The 17060-nt window shown below is 67.9% G+C and carries 16 protein-coding genes; 7 read left to right on the top strand and 9 right to left on the bottom strand.

Features of this window, described 5'->3' with window-relative positions; all coding sequences use genetic code 11:
• Nucleotides 1-271: 271 nt before the first annotated feature.
• From F3087_RS09360 to F3087_RS09350, 3 genes are read right to left on the bottom strand one after another with little or no spacing between them, the layout of a single operon-like run.
• On the bottom strand, nucleotides 272-799 hold the full coding sequence (locus F3087_RS09360) for a DoxX family protein (protein WP_150401440.1): 528 nt from the start codon (nucleotides 797-799) through the stop codon (nucleotides 272-274).
• Nucleotides 799-1245 carry an ABA4-like family protein gene (locus F3087_RS09355; protein ID WP_150401439.1) on the bottom strand — a complete coding sequence of 149 codons (447 nt, stop codon included), beginning with the start codon at nucleotides 1243-1245 and terminating at the stop codon, nucleotides 799-801. The genes F3087_RS09360 and F3087_RS09355 overlap by 1 nt, the downstream gene beginning before the upstream one ends.
• Complete coding sequence (locus tag F3087_RS09350) at nucleotides 1242-2018, bottom strand: hypothetical protein (RefSeq protein WP_223884947.1); 777 nt, start codon at nucleotides 2016-2018, stop codon at nucleotides 1242-1244. Before F3087_RS09350 ends, F3087_RS09355 begins: the two co-directional genes overlap by 4 nt.
• A gap of 306 nt (nucleotides 2019-2324) precedes the next feature.
• Between F3087_RS09350 and F3087_RS09345 the strand changes: the two genes are divergently transcribed.
• Nucleotides 2325-2966: a MerR family transcriptional regulator gene (locus F3087_RS09345; protein ID WP_150401438.1), complete on the top strand. Its 642-nt coding sequence runs from the start codon at nucleotides 2325-2327 to the stop codon at nucleotides 2964-2966.
• 222 nt (nucleotides 2967-3188) lie between these two features.
• On the opposite strand, the gene F3087_RS46500 is transcribed toward F3087_RS09345, so the two are convergent.
• The 5 genes from F3087_RS46500 to F3087_RS09315 all read right to left on the bottom strand — a co-directional run bounded on the left by F3087_RS46500 (nucleotide 3189) and on the right by F3087_RS09315 (nucleotide 11213).
• A complete protein-coding gene (locus tag F3087_RS46500) occupies nucleotides 3189-6161 on the bottom strand; it encodes a DUF4153 domain-containing protein (RefSeq protein ID WP_223884946.1) in 2973 nt (990 codons plus the stop codon).
• Nucleotides 6162-6231: 70 nt separating this feature from the next.
• Complete coding sequence (locus F3087_RS09330) at nucleotides 6232-7347, bottom strand: HAMP domain-containing sensor histidine kinase (protein ID WP_150401437.1); 1116 nt, start codon at nucleotides 7345-7347, stop codon at nucleotides 6232-6234.
• Entirely contained in the window at nucleotides 7344-8045 is a 702-nt protein-coding gene (locus F3087_RS09325) for a response regulator transcription factor (protein ID WP_150401436.1), read from the bottom strand. The genes F3087_RS09330 and F3087_RS09325 overlap by 4 nt, the downstream gene beginning before the upstream one ends.
• Nucleotides 8046-8116: 71 nt before the next feature.
• Nucleotides 8117-8809 carry an alpha/beta fold hydrolase gene (locus F3087_RS09320; RefSeq protein WP_191093863.1) on the bottom strand — a complete coding sequence of 231 codons (693 nt, stop codon included), beginning with the start codon at nucleotides 8807-8809 and terminating at the stop codon, nucleotides 8117-8119.
• Between the two features lie 385 nt (nucleotides 8810-9194).
• Nucleotides 9195-11213 carry a heavy metal translocating P-type ATPase gene (locus F3087_RS09315; RefSeq protein ID WP_223884945.1) on the bottom strand — a complete coding sequence of 673 codons (2019 nt, stop codon included), beginning with the start codon at nucleotides 11211-11213 and terminating at the stop codon, nucleotides 9195-9197.
• Between the two features lie 403 nt (nucleotides 11214-11616).
• Between F3087_RS09315 and F3087_RS09310 the strand changes: the two genes are divergently transcribed.
• From F3087_RS09310 to F3087_RS09300, 3 genes are all read left to right on the top strand, one after another.
• Nucleotides 11617-12330 (top strand): endonuclease/exonuclease/phosphatase family protein, encoded by a 714-nt coding sequence (locus F3087_RS09310; RefSeq protein WP_150401434.1) that lies wholly within the window; start codon nucleotides 11617-11619, stop codon nucleotides 12328-12330.
• A gap of 514 nt (nucleotides 12331-12844) precedes the next feature.
• Nucleotides 12845-13453, top strand: a complete 609-nt coding sequence (locus tag F3087_RS09305) for a hypothetical protein (RefSeq protein WP_223884944.1) — start codon at nucleotides 12845-12847, stop codon at nucleotides 13451-13453.
• A 115-nt stretch (nucleotides 13454-13568) separates the two neighbouring features.
• The gene (locus tag F3087_RS09300; RefSeq protein WP_150401433.1) at nucleotides 13569-14411 is read left to right on the top strand and encodes an alpha/beta fold hydrolase; all 843 of its coding nucleotides are present in this window, start codon (nucleotides 13569-13571) and stop codon (nucleotides 14409-14411) included.
• A 9-nt stretch (nucleotides 14412-14420) separates the two neighbouring features.
• On the opposite strand, the gene F3087_RS09295 is transcribed toward F3087_RS09300, so the two are convergent.
• Nucleotides 14421-14699, bottom strand: coding sequence for a hypothetical protein (locus F3087_RS09295; protein WP_150401432.1), 279 nt, complete (start codon nucleotides 14697-14699; stop codon nucleotides 14421-14423).
• Nucleotides 14700-14880: 181 nt separating this feature from the next.
• On the opposite strand from F3087_RS09295, the gene F3087_RS09290 reads away from it, so the two are divergent.
• The 3 genes from F3087_RS09290 to F3087_RS09280 all read left to right on the top strand — a co-directional run bounded on the left by F3087_RS09290 (nucleotide 14881) and on the right by F3087_RS09280 (nucleotide 17059).
• On the top strand, nucleotides 14881-15591 hold the full coding sequence (locus tag F3087_RS09290; RefSeq protein ID WP_223884943.1) for a S1 family peptidase: 711 nt from the start codon (nucleotides 14881-14883) through the stop codon (nucleotides 15589-15591).
• A 73-nt stretch (nucleotides 15592-15664) separates the two neighbouring features.
• Complete coding sequence (locus F3087_RS09285) at nucleotides 15665-16447, top strand: SGNH/GDSL hydrolase family protein (RefSeq protein WP_150401431.1); 783 nt, start codon at nucleotides 15665-15667, stop codon at nucleotides 16445-16447.
• A gap of 84 nt (nucleotides 16448-16531) precedes the next feature.
• A complete protein-coding gene (locus F3087_RS09280) occupies nucleotides 16532-17059 on the top strand; it encodes a hypothetical protein (RefSeq protein ID WP_223884942.1) in 528 nt (175 codons plus the stop codon).
• The last annotated feature ends 1 nt before the right edge of the window (nucleotide 17060 follow it).

Raw genomic sequence — 17060 nt, 5'->3', positions numbered from 1 at the left:
TGCACTACTCGCGAGATACCGCCACCGCCGTAACTACTCGCCAGATACCGCCACCCTGTGCCGTACGGGACATCACCGAGGGCCCACTCGCGGTTCGCCGCGGGCAAGTCCCGTTCGTGGGACTGGATCGTGGCAAGCCGCCGCCGACTGTACGTGGAGCAGCGCGTCCGCCAACGCGGCCACAGTCAGGTGGCCACAGTCAGGTGGCCACAGTCAGGTGGCCACAGTCAGGTGGCCACAGTCAGGTGGCCACAGTCAGGGGCCGCGTCGCCTATCCGACTGGTAACGACTCTGTTGTCGTGCGCTGCCTTTCGACTTTTGCGCCGAAGCCCGTCGGCGTGGCGGCCAACAGGGCGACCGCGATGTACAGCATCTGTTCGGGGATTCGTGCCCACAAGGGTGTGGCCGGGGCACCGTGGAACGGGATTTCGGCGAGGGCCGCGTAGATGTTGGCGGGGATCAGCAGGACGAACAGGGCGGTGAGGCCGAGGCCGGCCCAGCGGCGGGTTCGGCTGCGCAGCAGACCGACCGCGCCGGCCAGTTCGAGCACTCCGGTCACGTAGACCATCAGTCCGGGGAACGGCACGACCGGAGGGACGATCGCGACGAAGTCGGCGTGGGTGGGTATCGGCGTGTTCGCGAAGCCGTCGGGAATGAAATGTGTTGTACCCGTGATGATCAGCATCAGCGCCAGCGCATAGGCGGCGCAGGGTGGCCAGGCCGCGAACCGGCGAAGGCCGAGTGCGCCCGCGAAGCGCAGACCGAACAAGACGACGACGAGAAGTACGAGGGTCTCCATCAGACCTCCGCGACTGTGCGAGATTCCGGGCGGGGTGCGCGCACGGATCGAATGAGCAGGTAGACGAGGACGCCGAGTGGTGCGAGCAGGATCGTGAAGACCAGGAGTGGGCTGATCAATAGCGGGTGGACGCCGCGGGATCGGCTGTCCTGGTAGATCCAGCGGCCGAGGAACAGATCGAATCCGATGAAGTGTGCCCAGCCGGCGGCGGCGCCCGCGCTGGTACCGAGCAGGGATTGCACGGCGGGCAGGGTCGGGCTGGTCACGGCGGACCACACGGCCGCGAAATCAGGCAGGACCAGGGCTGCGTAGATCAGCAGCGGCGGTACGCAGATCAGCGGTGAGGCGATGATGGTCTGGGTGATACGCCACCGTGGGGCGAGGATCATCAGCGCCCAGAACGGGGCGGCGACCAGGAACGTGAGGTCGAACAGGCGGCTGATCATCGGGCGGCGCCGATCGCGACCGGCGCCGCGAAGGTGACCCGGCTGCGCAGGATCAGCACCACGGAAACCGTTGCGGCAATGGCGATTCCACCGAGTGCGAGCCCGGTCTGCGAATCGGGATGCACGATCGACTGTCCGCGCAATGCCTGCCAGGTCAGCACCGCGAGAAGTGCACCGTAAGCCGCGGTGACGACCAAGCTGATCGCGCGGCGCTTCTCGACCGATCCCAATACCGGGAATCGTCGCGCACCGAACTCCAGCGCGATCAATACCAGCGGAATCACTTGCAGCGCATGCATTCCCACGAAGTGCGGGACGCGCAGATCGCCGCCGACCGTGCTCCAGCCGAGGATCGGCAGACCGGGACCGCCGTCGGCGAGCCCCACCGTGTGCGCCCCTAGAACCTTACTGCCGCTTGCCATTTGAGCCGCGGTCGGCGTCGGCATCAGCATCCCCAAGGCGGCCCCGATCACCGACAGGACCGCGCCGGCCCGGATCGCGGAAGTGCGGGCCCGGTCCGGTGCCGGGTTCCGGAACAATGCGGCCGAAACGAGCACCGTGGCCGTCCACACGCCGATGATGGTGGCGCCCATCGTGTTCCACAGCGCGGCATTGAGCGGAGTGGTGAAGTTGAAGTGGCTCGTCGTGCCTCGCACGATCTGGACGACGATGATGAGCAGCTCAACTGCGAGCCCGACCGCGGCGACCGTTCCCGCCCACCAGGCGAGGCGATGCCAGCGGGGCAGCTGGGCGATCAGCCAGGCCCACGTCACGGCGTAGATCAGCGTGGAGAGCGCGAATTTCGCCGACTTCGCCCCAGATGGGCAGGCCGGTCAGGACGCGGTCGTCGACGATCATCCCGACGATCGACACCGCAACCAGGAACGCCATCGCGACGGCGAGTAACAGCAGTGGGCGATGCCACTGCGTGACGGGTGGTCCGGCCAACGGCCGGTGGGTCGCGGTCATGATTCAGCCTTCGCGAGTCGATACAGTGACTATCGATAGTTGTACTATCGGTAGTGATTATGGATAGCTGTACTTCTCACTGTCAATGGCCGCGAGATCAGGAGACGCCCATGCGGATCGCCGAACTCAGTCGTACGAGTGGCGTCCCGCCTGCGACGATCAAGTACTACCTGCGCGAAGGACTGCTGGCCCCCGGCATCCGGACCCACCACAATCAGGTCGATTACAGCGAAGACCACGTCAATCGATTGCGGCTCATCCGGGCGCTCGTCGACATCGGCGGCGTGTCGATCAGCGCCGCGTCGGAGCTGCTGACCGTCCTCGACTCCGGCAACCTGAGCGCGCACCAGGCGCTGGGCGAAGCCATGTACGCGCTCGGCGGACGCCGATCACCCGTGGGCGCGGAGCAGCAGGACGCCGCCGAAGCCGACGTCGAAGCACTGCTCGCCCGCCGAGGATGGGCGACCGGCGACGACAGCCCCGCCCGCCACACCCTCACCGACGTCTGCGCCGCCCTGCGCCAGCTCAACCACGCCGACGTGATCGCCGTACTCGACGACTACGCCGCGGCCGCGGAAACGATCGCCGCGATCGATATCGGACTGGTTCGCGACGAACCCACCGTCGAGCGGATGACCGAAACCGCCATCGTCGGAACAATTCTCGGCGATACGCTGCTGTCGGCGTTGCGCAGGCTGGCCCAGGAACAGGTCTCCCGGCAGCTGCTGCCCGACGAGAATCGCGAAGGCTGAACGGCGGCCTCGCTGACCATCGGTTCCTGCGAGTGTTCCTGAAGATTCGACGAGGCATGCCAGCGGAGTCGGAATCCTGCGCGGCCTCAAACGAATTGCCGACTTCGCCGAGGCGTCGAAGCCCTTCACCGGGCGCCGACTTCGCGCCCGGTTACGCCGACGAACTACGGATACCGGTACCTGACCAACTCGAGCAGGTACCGGTATCGCATGGCGGGCTGCCTACTTCGCGGCGTTCGCGCGCGACAGGTTCCAGGTGTGCCAGCTGTCGGGGTCGAGGTGGTCGCGGACGCGGTTGCGGATCTCGGTGCGGGTGGGTTCGGGCAGGCGGTCGGTGGCGGGGAGGACGTCGGCGGAGAGTTCCGCGAGGTAGCCGGTGTCGATGGACTTGCCGTCCTGCCAGCGGTTGATGTTCTGGTCCGCGATGAGGCGTTCGGGGTTCAGCACGGCCAGAGCGAGCAGGGTGGCCATGGCGGTGCCGATCATCGCGCGCGGCAGCCACATCCGGCGCAGGCTCAGCACCGCGGCGACGACCAGCAGGTAGACCAGACCGAACCAGAGTTCGCAGACCTCGACCAGCAGCCGGAGCAAGGTGAAGCCGTAAGCCTGCTGGTAGGTCCACATGCGGCCGAGGGCCGAGGCGACGATGATCAGCGAGAGGCCGCTCACCGCGCAGAGCAGCACGCGCAACCACAATCGGTCGGCGACCGTGTCTTTCGCCGCCCAGCGCAGGACGACCAGGATCACCGCGAGGGTCAGGATGGTCACCACCGCCAGCTGCCAGAAACCGCTGCGCGCGTATTCGGCGTAGGTGAGGCCCGCGGTGCGCTGCACGTAGTCGTCACCACCGAACAGCGCCATGAACTGAGCGCCGACGAACACGGTGAACAGGATGGTCAGCGCACCGACCGGCAACGCCCACTCGACCCGACGCAGCGACCGGCCCTGCCCCGCCGCAGCGGAATCCGTCGCGGGCGGCGGCGGGCCGGCCAGCAGGTACATCGCGCTGATCGCGGCCAATCCGACCACGACGAACACCACGATCCACTGGAACGTCCGGCCGCCGTCGACCTGCGGCGTCACCGACTCCAGCAGTTTCGCGAAGGTGGCATCGGCGCCGCCGAGCAGCGGAACGAACACCGCCAGCAGCACTACGGTGACCGCCACCGACACCGCGATGCCCCACTCCCGCTGCCGCGTACCGGTCCGGATCCGCTGGATTCCCGCCTGCGCCCACGGAACAGCCTCGAACACCGCGAACGGCCACGCGGTCACGTCGTACAGCACGCCACGCGCCGAGCGCCGATCGACAATCGCGAGCGACCCGGCGACAGCCGCTGCAAACACGCACAGCGTGCCCAGCCACCCCGCTGCGCGGAAGGTACTCACCGCCAGCAGGGCCAGGAGCATTGTCGTCCACCAAATTCGGGCGTATTTCTCGCCGAATCCGGGTGGGATCGTGGGCCATTGCGGGAGGTTGTCGGGATCTTCATCGGTCGGCTGGTCTACCACCGCACCGGCCGTGGGTGTCTCAGCGATGGAGAGGGTGGCTGTCTGCGCCTTCTCATCGCCGGCAGTGGACTTCTCGTCGCCGGCCGTGTCCGACGCTGCGGAGTTCGCCGCCGCCGCGTCGGCTTTGCGCGCACTGTCGGCCCCGGCGTGGGGTGTCGCGGATTCGCCGAGTCCACTTGTCTTCGGGCTCAGGTCGACCGAGCTCGCGTCATCGGAGAGCTGCTCCGTAGGCCGGGGCGTGTGATCATCCGATCGGGCAAGCTCACCGGTTTTCGAGTCTGTCTCCGCAAGCCGTGCCGCCCCTGCATCGGCGGCATCGGCGGCATCGGCGGCATCGGCGGCATCGGCGGCATCGGCGGCATCGGCGGCATCGGCGGCATCGGCGGCATCGGCGGCATCGGCGGCATCGGCGGCATCGGCGGCATCGGCGGCATCGGCGGCATCGGCGGCATCGGCGGCATCGGCGGCATCGGCGGCATCGGCGGCATCGGCGGCATCGGCGGCATCGGCGGCATCGGCGGCATCGGCGGCATCGGCGGCATCGGCGGCATCGGCGGCATCGGCGGCATCGGCGGCATCGGCGGCATCGGCGGCATCGGCGGCATCGGCGGCATCGGCGGCATCGGCGGCATCGGCGGCATCGGCGGCATCGGCGGCATCGGCGGCATCGGCGGCATCGGCGGCATCGGCGGCATCGGCGGCATCGGCGGCATCGGCGGCATCGGCGGCATCGGCGGCATCGGCGGCATCGGCGGCATCGGCGGCATCGGCGGCATCGGCGGCATCGGCGGCATCGGCGGCATCGGCGGCATCGGCGGCATCGGCGGCATCGGCGGCATCGGCGGCATCGGCGGCATCGGCGGCATCGGCGGCATCGGCGGCATCGGCGGCATCGGCGGCATCGGCGGCATCGGCGGCATCGGCGGCATCGGCGGCATCGGCGGCATCGGCGGCATCGGCGGCATCGGCGGCATCGGCGGCATCGGCGGCATCGGCGGCATCGGCCGGGGTCGGCGGTGTCGGCGGTGTCGGGCCGGACTTCAACACTGGCGCTTTCGGTTTCGACTCCCCCGCAGTTCGCGGGCTCGCTGCGGCCGGATCCGGGGATTTCCCGAGTTCAGCGGGTTGCGGATCCGCGACGACCGAGGCGTCTTCTCCAGCCTCCGAGATTTCGCTCGCCGCTACATCGGACGTCGAATCCTCCCCTCCGGGATTCGATGTCTCCGTGGATCGTTTCGTCTCAGTACCGCTCGGCCCGGTGGATGCACCGTCCACGGATTCGACTGCGCCCGACACGGAGCCCTGCGCCGACTGCCGCGCATTTCGATCCACCAGATACACCGCACCCACAGCCACCGCGCCGGCCAGCAGCCAACCGATTCCCGGACGGTCCAACGGAATCAGCGCCGCGCCGGCGAATCCGGCGAGACCCGCGGCGGGCAGCACACCGCGCGGGCTGGCGACACGACGCCACTTCGGCTGCGGGCGTGTGTAAATCGGTACCGAGCGCATGTTCATCAGCTGAGCCGTACCACCTGCAGAAGCCGCGTCCTTCGGCTCGGTGTCGGCACGAGGCTTGTCCGCCAGCAACGTCGCTCCCGTGCCGGAGCCCGGATTCCCCTCGGTGGCCGGTTCGGCTCCGTCAGGTCTCAACGGTGTTGGCGCGGCGGGTGTTTCGGACATACATTCCCCTCCTGAGGGTGTGCGGGATCATCCCGGGACGTATCGCTCCGGGAGTGACGGGTGTGACAGGTCAGTGGCCGGGCAGGACCACGCGGATGCGCGAGCCGGGGTCGGCGACCGCGATGGTGCCGCCGTGCAGGTCGACGATCCAGCGGGAGATGGCGAGGCCGAGACCCGTTCCGCCGCCTGCGGTTCGGCCGCCGCGGGTGAAACGGTCGAAGACGCGGGCGCGTTCGGCGGGTGGGATGCCGGGGCCGTCGTCGGACACCTCGATCACCAGCTTGCCGGACTGCCGGCGTGCGCTGACCCGGACCTCGCCACCGGCCGGACCGTGCCGGGCGGCATTGTCGAGCAGGTTGAGCAGCACTTGATGCAGACGTGCACGGTCTGCGAAAACCGTTACGGTGCTGGGCTGCACGTCGGTCGTGAACCGAACGCCGCGTCCGAGGGCCGCGGCGGCGACGTCTGCCTCGGCGACGACCTCCGCCAACAGCGGTGCGAGGTCGAGGCTTTCGCGGTCGAGTGGGAAGGCGCCGGCTTCGATGCTGGACAGGTCCAGCAGTTCGGAGACGAGCAAGCTCAGCCGTTCGGTTTGGGCGAGGGCGGTGCGCAAGGTCTTCGGGTCCGGTTCGGAGACACCGTCGACGAGGTTCTCCAGCACCGCGTTCAATGCGGTGATCGGAGTGCGTAGTTCGTGTGAGACGTTCGCGATGAGGTCGCGGCGCTGCTGATCGGCAGCGGCCAGATCCGCCGCCATCTGGTTGAACGCTTCGGCCAGTTGCCCGACCTCGTCCCGCGACGTCGCGCGCACCCGTCGGGTGTAGTCGCCGTGCGCCATTCGTTTGGCCGCGGCGGTCATCTCGCGCAACGGTCTGGTGATGCCGTGCGCGAGGAACTGCGAAGTGACCAGTGCGATCCCGACGGCGGCCAAGGTTGTCTTCGGCGGCAACCACCCGATCTTGATTCGGAAGAATCCGAACGCGATTCCGCCGGCGCACAGCATGAGGATCGCCAGTTTCACCTTGATCGATCGCACCGGATCCAGCGGGCGAGGCAGAATTTCGGCGATCCAGTCCGAGACCGCGCGCAGTCGATCGATGAGCGTCAGGCGCCGGCTCCGGTCGATACCCTCCCGTTCATCGCGCACGGCGCGGGGATCATCAGCCGGCGTCGACGCACGCTTCATCGCGCCTCCAACGCGTAGCCGACTCCGTGCACGGTCCGGATCAGGTCGGCGCCGAGCTTGCGGCGTAATGCCTTCACGTGACTGTCGACCGCTCGGGTGCCCGCGGCGTCGGCCCAGTCCCAGACCTCTTCGAGCAGGCGTTCGCGGGCCAGGACTACGCGCGGGCGGCGGGCGAGGCGGGTGAGCAGGTCGAATTCGAGCGGGGTGAGCTGGGCTTCGATGTCGGCGCGCCAGACCCGGCGCTGGTCGACGTCGATGCGCAGGTCGCCGACGGTGATCGTGTCGCCGTCGCGGTCCGCGGCGCGGTCCATGCGGCGCAGCAGTGCGTGTACCCGGGCGGCGAGGACGCGCAGGGAGAACGGTTTCGTCAGATAGTCGTCGGCGCCGACGCCGAGTCCGACGAGTTGGTCGGTCTCGTCGGTGCGGGCGGTCAGCATCAGGACCGGCACCGAGCGTTCGGCCTGGATCCGCCGGCACACCTCGAGCCCGTCGAAGCCGGGCAGCATCACGTCGAGCACCACGAGATCGGGTGCGAGCGTCGACGCGGCGGCCACCGCGCTCGGCCCGTCGTGCGCCAAATCCACCGTGAACCCCTCGGCCCGCAGCCGCGCCGCCACCGACTCCGCGATCGTCACCTCGTCATCGACCACCAGAATCCGCCGCGCCAGCTGTCCCCCAGCCGCTCCGCTCTGTTCCATGCTCGGAACCCTAGCCATGCCCTGTGGAGAGGTAAGGCACCAAATGTGGAGATTCCGTGTCGACGGACGAATCAGTCCTTGTTCACCTGATTGGTTCGCCACCATCGCTGAACCAGATCGGCGACGGCGTCGGGTTGGCTCAGGTAGGGCGAGTGGCCGGTTTCCCAGGTCTCCGACATCGCGCAGTGGGCAGCGAACCGGCTGATCAGTGGCGCGGGGATGGTGTGGTCGTCGCGGCCGGCGATATAGATGGACGGGGTGTCGTGCCAGCTCACCCGGGTGGGCGTTGCGGCGAAGATCGAGGGCGGTTCCGGACGGAGAAGTTCGGTTGCGCGGGTGGCCGCGGCTTCGCCGACATCGCCGTAGAGGTTCTTCCGTGCGTCGGCGGGATCGAGCCGCAGTCTGCCGTCACTGTCGGGGACGACGACAAGTCCCTCAGGGGGCGCACCTGTTTCGTTTGCGATTTCCTCGAGCAACTGCGCGGGTGACTCACCGACATCGAGAATCCAACTGGTCAAGAAGATCAATCCGGCTGCACCGCGGACCGTTCCGGCGGTAACCCCGCCGAAGGAGTGCCCTAGTACCAGCGGTGGTCTAGCGGACTTGGCGACGATGTCCTCGACGAGGGCAGTGCTGTCATCGAGCGACAGCTCGTAGAGATCGGGTACCTCCACGCTCATATCCGCGGAGCGCAACCGCCCGGCAACGTCGTCATAGTGAGCGGGTTGATGCCAGGCACCGTGGAGGATGATCACATCAGTCACTACGGCAGTGCACACCATGCCGTCACGGCACAGTCAACCTGTCCCCGACGGATACCCGAGCCATACCGGTCGCGACCGACACCCGCTCGGCTCTTTCGTCGCATGCTCGCTCCTGATGCCCGCCCGGGCCTCGATGAAGCACCCTCGGTCGGGTCGGCTGAGGCCAACCCGACCGGTTGAGCGAATGAGGTTGGAGGGGAATGGCATCGAGTGCGTTGCTGCGCTGTGTGCCAGTCGTTCCGATCTGGTGGGTGGCGGTCCCCCTTTGGGGCGGGGGCGGTCGTTGATGACCAGCGCGTTCCGCGCATCGGAGGGCGTATGAGCCTCTGGCATCGAATGCTTACTCGCACTTTGTGCCAGTCCCTCTAGGCGGCGGGCCACGCGGTCAGTAGGTAGGGCGGGGCTCGTGGTCGATTCCCTCGTGCTCAGCGCCACGGCGGAAACGCAGGAGGCGCAAAGCGTTTGCGACTACCAGGAGGGTGGAGCCTTCGTGGATGAAGACTGCCGGGCCGATGGGGAGGCCGAGCAGGGTGGCGGGGACGAGGGCGGCGACGATCAGGAGGGAGAAGGTCAGGTTCTGGCGGATGATGCGAGCGGTGCGACGGCTCAGCGCTACGGCGAAGGGAAGGCGGCCGATGTCGTCGACCATCAGGGCGATGTCGGCGGTTTCCAAAGCGACGGCGGAACCGCCTGCGCCCATGGCGATGCCGACGGAGGCGTTGACCATCGCGGGTGCGTCGTTGACGCCGTCACCGACCATCGCGGTGCCGTTGCGCCCGCCGAGTTTGCCGATCATGGTGACCTTGTCCTCGGGCAGCAGGCCGCCGTGTGCGGCGTCGAGACCCATGTCGGCGGCCACCGCGTCGGCGACGCGCTGGTTGTCGCCCGAGATGAGGACGATGTCGTCGATACCGAGTTCGCGGAGCCGGGCGACGACCGGCGCCGCTTCGGCGCGCGGAATGTCCATCACGCCGACCACACCCAGGTAAACGCCCCCGTGCCGGACGATCATCGTGGTGCGGCCGCGCTCGTGTAGCTCGTCGACGATCCGGATGATCTCGCTGGGCACGCCTTCGGGATCGAGTTCGAAGAACATGGTGCGGTTGCCGACCTCGGTCGCGCGACCGTCGACCAGGGCGGTGACGCCGCGACCGGTCACCGAGTTCACGGAGGTGGCGGTGCGTTCGGTGCCCGCGGGCACGAGCAGCGCGAGGTCGCGGGTGATCGCGCCGGCGAGGGGATGGTCGCTATAGGACTCGACGGCGAACAGGGTGGCGATCAGTTCGTCGCGCAGCTCGGGGCGGGCCTCGACGATGTCGGTGACCTTCGGCTGTCCCCAGGTAAGCGTGCCGGTCTTGTCGAACGCCATGGATCGCACGCGGCCGAGGGTTTCGAGGGGTCCGCCGCCCTTGGCGAGGACACCGGCCTGCGCGGCCCGGGCGATGCCGGCCAGTACCGCGCTCGGGGTGGCGATCGCCAGCGCACACGGGCTGGCGGCGACGAGCACGACCATGGCCCGATAGAAGCTGTCGGCGAACGGTTCCGACGCGGCGAACACACCGAAGGCCAGTACGCCGAGCACACCGGCGAGCACGACGGGCACGTAGAACAGCTGGAAGCGGTCGATGAACCGCTGGGTGGGCGACTTCTGCGTATCGGCCTCGCGGACCATCGTGATGACCCTGGCCAGCATGCTGTCGGCGGCCCGGCTGGTCACCAGCACGTCCATCGCGCCGGAGCCGTTCATCGTGCCCGCGAACACCCGATGCGATTCCGGGACGGGCGTACTACTCGCCAACGCGGCGGCAGCGTCGGCGATCGGCGCCTTCTCCACCGGAATGCTCTCACCGGTCACCGACGACTCGTCGACGCTGCTCACCCCGTCGACCACCACCCCATCCGCGGCGAGCCGCGAATTCGGCAGCACGACAACCACATCTCCGATGGCGAGCGCGTCCACCGCGACCTCACGCACCACCCCGTCGGGACCACGTACCAACGCGGTATCGGGGGCGAGTTCGGCGAGCGCTTCGATCGAGCGCTGCGCACGACCCATCGCGTACTCCTCGAGTGCGTGCCCGAGGCTGAACAGGAACAGCAGCACCGAACCCTCGGCCCACTTGCCGACCATGGCCGCACCCACCGCGGCGACCAGCATCAGGAAGTCGACCTCGAATCGACCGCGGCGCACGGTGTTGATCGCGGTGCGGATGGTGAAGTAGCCACCGAAGAAGTAGGTCGCCGCGAACAGCGCGATCGCCACCCACTCCGGCGCGGACACCAGATACTTCGCCGTCATGCCACCCGCGTAGGTGACGCCGGAGGCGATCGCGAAGATCAGCTCCGACCGCTCCCCCAGGAATGCGCCCCCATGCGTGTGTTCGCCTCGTCCCTCTGTGCTCATGCGACCATTATATGCATAGATCGCAATGTATGCATAGTTCTGGTTCTGCCACACGGCACCCAGCACCCGCCGCCGCCATATCGCGGTGACAGCAGAAACCCGGTCAGTGAACGATTCGGCAGAGCATTCCGTGGACGCCGGCACGGACTGAACGCGCCACAGCCGGCAACATGCTGCTCGGTGTCATCGGCGCACTGCTTGACATTCCCGTCGACGTCTTGCTGATCAAAGAGCCGCCGTTCCCGCGCCTCGCTCGGAGCACCGACGAAAGCGGCGATACCCCAATCGCTTCGACCCGAACGACGGCGAACCGGTCAAACACTCCCATACACCTCCGACATCATTCGAGCGGATGCCGCTCCGCCGAACAGCGTCCGCGAGCGGTCCCCTAGCATCGCGACCTGTGATCACCGTTGCCACGTGGAACGTTCTGCACCGCATCCACGCCGAGAATTGGTACGAGGACGTCTCCAGCCGGTGGCCGGACGAGGCGGCACGCATCGACGCGGTGACCGAGCGGGTGGCGGCCAGAACCGAGCAGGTCGTGGCGCTGCAAGAGGTCAGCGGCGATCAACTGTTCAGTCTGCGGGCGGCGTTGCCGGGACGGACCGTGCACTCGATGCAGTACGTGCGGGTGCCGACCGCGCGCAGGCATGCGAGCGCGTTGCGTGATCCGAGTGAGCATTTGGTGCTCATCGTGGAGGGACCGAGTCGGGAGATCTCCGCCGAGTCGTTCGCGGATGATCCAGGGAAAGGTGCGCTCGCGGTCAGTACCGGCGGGGTTGTGGTCATCGCCACGCACGTGACCGGGGATCGGCGGCGCGGGAAGCAGCTCGACCGATTGGCCGAAATGGCCTCTGCCACGCCGGAATACCCGGCGATTCTGCTCGGCGACTTCAACGTCGACGGCGAGACGGTCGCGTCGAGTCTCGGTGCGGGGTTCTCCGTTGCCGAGCTGGAGCAAGGGTCGCCGGCGACTCGTCCGCGTACGTCGGGGGCGAAGTCGCAATTCATCGATCATGTGGTTGTGCGCGGGGCGACAGTGCGCGATGTGGTGGTGGAGGATTCGGACGGGTTGTCCGATCACAATCTGGTCCGCGCGACTATTGCCTTGTGAGCTCGGGGATCTCGTCGTTGCAGGTCAGCACATCGTGGGCGGTGCGCCAACCCCGTGATTCTGGTGTCTGCTGGCGGTCGGTGGTGACGGTTAGGGTTCACCGGGTGCCGGATCGGCACGTAGAGACCACGGCACGAAGGGCATGATGGCACGCTGTTCGACTCCCCCGAACGCCACATGAGTCCGTTCATGCAGTCGGAAACACGTTCGCCGACGGCGACTTCGGGACGCGTAGGCCTGCGGGCACCGAACGTCTCTGTCGGCCGTTGGCCTCCTCCGTTCGGCGTTATGGCCATGACCACGCGTTACCCGTGCCTCGGTGGCATTCTCGGCTCGGCACGCGCGATGCGCGCCTTCCACAGCCCGCGGTCAGTGCATCCTTGCCCGCCGACCCGAACCCGATCGGTGCGATCGTGTCGATCGGCTGGTCGATAGCGCGCCGCCAGCTCGACGCACGCCGAACCGCCACGGCCGCACAGTAGTTCGCGATCTACTCGGCCTACCAGGAGGAGACATGTTCCGCACGAGACCCGTGCACTTATCCACCCGAAAGAGCTTTGCGGCAGCCTTACTCACGCTGGCGGCAATAGTCCTCGCGCTCACCGGATGTTCCTCGGGCAGCACCGACAAGCCTGCTGCCACAAGAACTCCCGTCGCGAGCTCCCCCTTGACCACGACAGCGACCAGCGGCAAACCCACACCCACCCAACCCGCCCCTGGGCAGCCGGCACCTGCCGCAGTCCCGCGAACAGCGGCCGCCCAACCGCCGGCCAACGACTACGTCAAGTGCACCGACCGCATCAACTACACAGGCGACCCCCGCGCGAACGCCGAAATCAACACGCTCGGCGAAGAAACCGGCGTCTGCCCCGAACCACAGCAGCCGCCCGCCGACAACTACGTCAAATGCACCGACCGCATCAACTACGCAGGCGACCCCCGCGCCAATGCGGAAATCAACAGCATCGGCGAACAAACCGGCGTCTGCCCGGAACCCCAGCTACCGACAACCGCGCCTCCCGTAACGACCACGATCGCGCCGACCGTCACCATCTCGACCACCCCCGCGCCGACCACAACCGTCGCGCCGACAACCTCGACAACCGTGTCCCCCACCGCATGACGACCCCGACGGCGAACACCCCGGAGTCCCTCCCCCGCCGCAACATTCGCAGCTAGCCGAGGCAGTTGACCCGATTCCGCCGCCGTCGCCGCCCGGGCGGACCGAGAATGCTCCTATGGTCGAGATCAGCCGCGGGGTCGCCACCGTGAACGGCATTCATATGCACTACCGCCGCGCCGGTTCGGGCCCGGCGCTGGTGTTGCTGCACGGTTGGCCACAGACCGGTTACTGCTGGCGCAAGGTCCTGCCCGCGTTGGCCGAGCGGCACACCGTGATCGCCCCTGACCTGCGCGGTTACGGGTACACCGACAAGCCGACCACGGGCTACGACAAACGCAGCATGGCCGCCGACGTGGCCACGCTGATCGAGTCGCTCGGTTTCACCTCGGCGGCGGTCGTCGGGCACGATCGCGGTGCGCGGGTGGCGCACCGCTGGGCGCTGGATCGCCCGGATCAGGTCCGCAAGCTCGCCGTGCTCGACATCATTCCGACCAGGGAAACTTGGCGGCGGATGGACGCCGCGCTCGGCCGCCGCTACTTCCATTGGCTGTTCCACCTACAACCGGACCTGCCGGAACGTCTTGTCGGCCATGACATTCCCGGCTATCTCCGTTACTTCTTCGAAACCTGGACGGTCAACCGGCACGGGCTGCCCGGTGAAGCCATCGACGAATACATCCGCGCCTTCAGCACTCCCGGCGCTCTGCGCGCGGGCTTCGACGACTACCGCGCCGCCGCGCTGGACGCCGAGCACGACCACACGAACGCGGGCCATCGGCTCACCATGCCGGTGCTCGCCCTGTGGGGCGCGGCCAGCTTCCTCGAAGATATTCCGGCACTGGAGATCTGGCGCGCCTACGCCGAAGACGTGCGGGGCGCCGCGATCCCCGACTGCGGGCACTTCATCGCCGAGGAACGGCCCGAGGCGCTGCTCGCGCATCTTGCCGAATTCCTCTGAGGTACGGGTTCATTCGGCGCAGAGTGCGTGATCGACCAGCGCGGTGACCGCGCGCTCTTGCTCGAATCCCTTGCTGTGGGTGAAGTCTGCACCGGCTTGCAGGGCCGTGGACATGGATACGACGACGCTGCGGCGACCATCCTCGGTCACGCCGATTTCGGTGATGTAGCCGAACCGGCCGCCGTTGTGCATCCAGTAGACGCCGCCGCAGGACAGGGGCACCGAGAACAGGCCGAGCCCGTCGCGACTGCCGGGCCCGATCTGCCCGATCATGCCGTTGGTGCGCAACAGAGCTAACCGGCTTCCCCTGCGGGACTAACCGGCGTGGTTGCGCTTCGCCCAAGATCTGATCACGGAACGGTGATGCGCCGCCGTAGAAACCGGTCGGTCTGAAAGAATCGGATCGTCTCCACCGCTAGCGTGCACAAATGTTCGTGACCTGCACCATCCCCCGGATGAAGGGTACGACGTGGTCGCTCTGAAACGGTTCGGGATTCGACTGACCCTCGCTGTCGCGGCGATGACGTTCGCCGCGGTCGGCCTGCAAGGCGTCGCCACCGCGGCACCCAGCGTGCCACTCGGCGGCGGTTCCGGAATCCTGCTCGGCCGCGGCGTGTGCACGCTGACCACGATCGGCTACGACCGCGCGGACCGCCTGGTGGGACTCACCGCGGGACACTGCACGGAGGTCGGCATGTCGGTGCGGTCCGAGCGGGTGCCGGACGCGGGCGTCCTCGGCACCGTCGCGGCCGTCGACCATCTCGACGACTACGCGGTGCTCGAATTCGATCGCGCCAAGGTCACACCGGTCCGTCAGGTCGCCGCCACACTGATCGGCGGCATCGGCGCACCGCCGCAACAGGGTGACGTGGTGTGCAAGAACGGGCGGACCTCCGGCTACAACTGCGGCGTCGTGTGGGACACGCATCGATGGTGGTTCCAGAACCAATCCTGTTCCCAGCCGGGCGATTCCGGCGGACCGGTCACCATCGGCGATCGGCTGGTCGGCATGAATGTCGGGCACATCGGCGTGAAAATGGTCGGCGTCACCGTGTTCGACATGGTCTGCCACCCGCCGGTCGCACCGCTGCACGATCCCGCCGTGGCCACCCAGATCGGCATGGTCCTGGAGGATATCGATCAAGGTGGCGGCGTCGGGTCGGGATTCCGGCCGCTCTGAACGCGTGCGACGATGGCTCGAAAATCGGAGCGCCAGTAGGGCATTCCACCGACGCACACCGCAGGAGCTCGACGTGGAGCCGACCCGAGGACCCGCATTCGCCCGTTTCGTCGCCCTCGGCGACAGCCAGACCGAAGGCATCGGCGATCCCGACGGCAACGGCGGTTACCGCGGCTGGGCCGACCGGTTCGCCACTCTGCTCGCCACCGCCGACCCGGCCCTGCAGTACGCCAACCTCGCCGTCCGCGGCCGGCGCGCCGCCGAGATCCGCGCCGAGCAGCTCGCCCCCGCCCGCGCGCTGAAACCGGACCTCGCCACCGTGGTTGCCGGTATGAACGACATCATCCGGCCGCGTTTCGATCGCGCCGGGCTGCTCGCCGATATCGAGGCGATGTTCACCGCGCTCACCGCTGCCGGTGCTCGAGTCGTCACGTTCACCTTCCCCGACATCGGCGCCATCGCCCCCTTCGCCCGCCCTCTCTCCGGCCGCGTACACACCCTCAACGCCGACCTGCGCGCCCTCGCCGCCCGCACCGGCGTCACCCTCGTCGACTTCGAACCGGTGCTGGCCGCGACCCATCCCGCCGCGTGGGACGAAGACCGGCTGCACCTGAGCCCGATCGGCCACGACATCGTCGCCCGCGCACTCGCCGCCGCACTCGAGGTTCCTGGCGCTGACGACACCTGGCTCGAGCCGTTGCCTGCGGTCAATCGCTCGCTCACCGAAACGGTGACGACGGAATTTCGCTGGGCCACCCGCTACCTCGCGCCGTGGATCGGGCGACGGCTGCGGGGCGAGTCCTCTGGGACCGGGCAGGAAGCCAAGCGGCCAGAACTGCTGCCGGTGCTGGTGTAGGTGGTACGCACCCTTGTCTTCGCGTGGCGGACGGCTGCTGCCACCGGTGCTATCTGGACCTACGACCGGAAGTAGTATGGCTCGGTGCGAACATCGGCGGAGGCTACGGCGCGGTTGCGTGGTGCGTTCGTCGGTTCCGCGTCCGGGGCGGTGAGTATTGCGGCGCATGCCATTGGTGGTGGTGTTGTCTCCCCTGGTCAGTCTTCGATTGGTTTGCTGATCGCCGCGTGCACGGTTGTCGGCGTGGTTGTCGGTGCGCGGCGGCCTCGTTTCGGTGTTGCCGAGGTGATGGTGCTGCTGGCTATCGGGCAGGCGGTCGGGCATCTCGCGCTGACGATGTCGCCCGGGCATCACCACAGTGCCGGGATGACTTCGATCATGCTCGCGGCACACCTGGCCGCTGTCCCGGTCGGGGCGTTGCTCATCCGCGGTGCCGAGATCGGCTTCGGGAGAGCTGTTTCGGCCGCGAACCGCGCCGTGCGAGTAATCAGCACTCGCCCCGCCGCACCCTTCGTCTTCGACTACGCAGTTCCCGTCGGCCCGCTCACTGCGCCGCGGCGGCTGCTGTTCAGCTCCGGATTCGGACTTCGCGGGCCACCACAGCACCACTGAT

Source organism: Nocardia colli (assembly GCF_008704205.1).
In the GTDB taxonomy this organism is placed as follows: domain Bacteria; phylum Actinomycetota; class Actinomycetes; order Mycobacteriales; family Mycobacteriaceae; genus Nocardia; species Nocardia colli.
The sequence above is the reverse complement of the archived record's forward strand: the minus strand, read 5'-3'. Positions and strand labels throughout refer to the sequence as shown.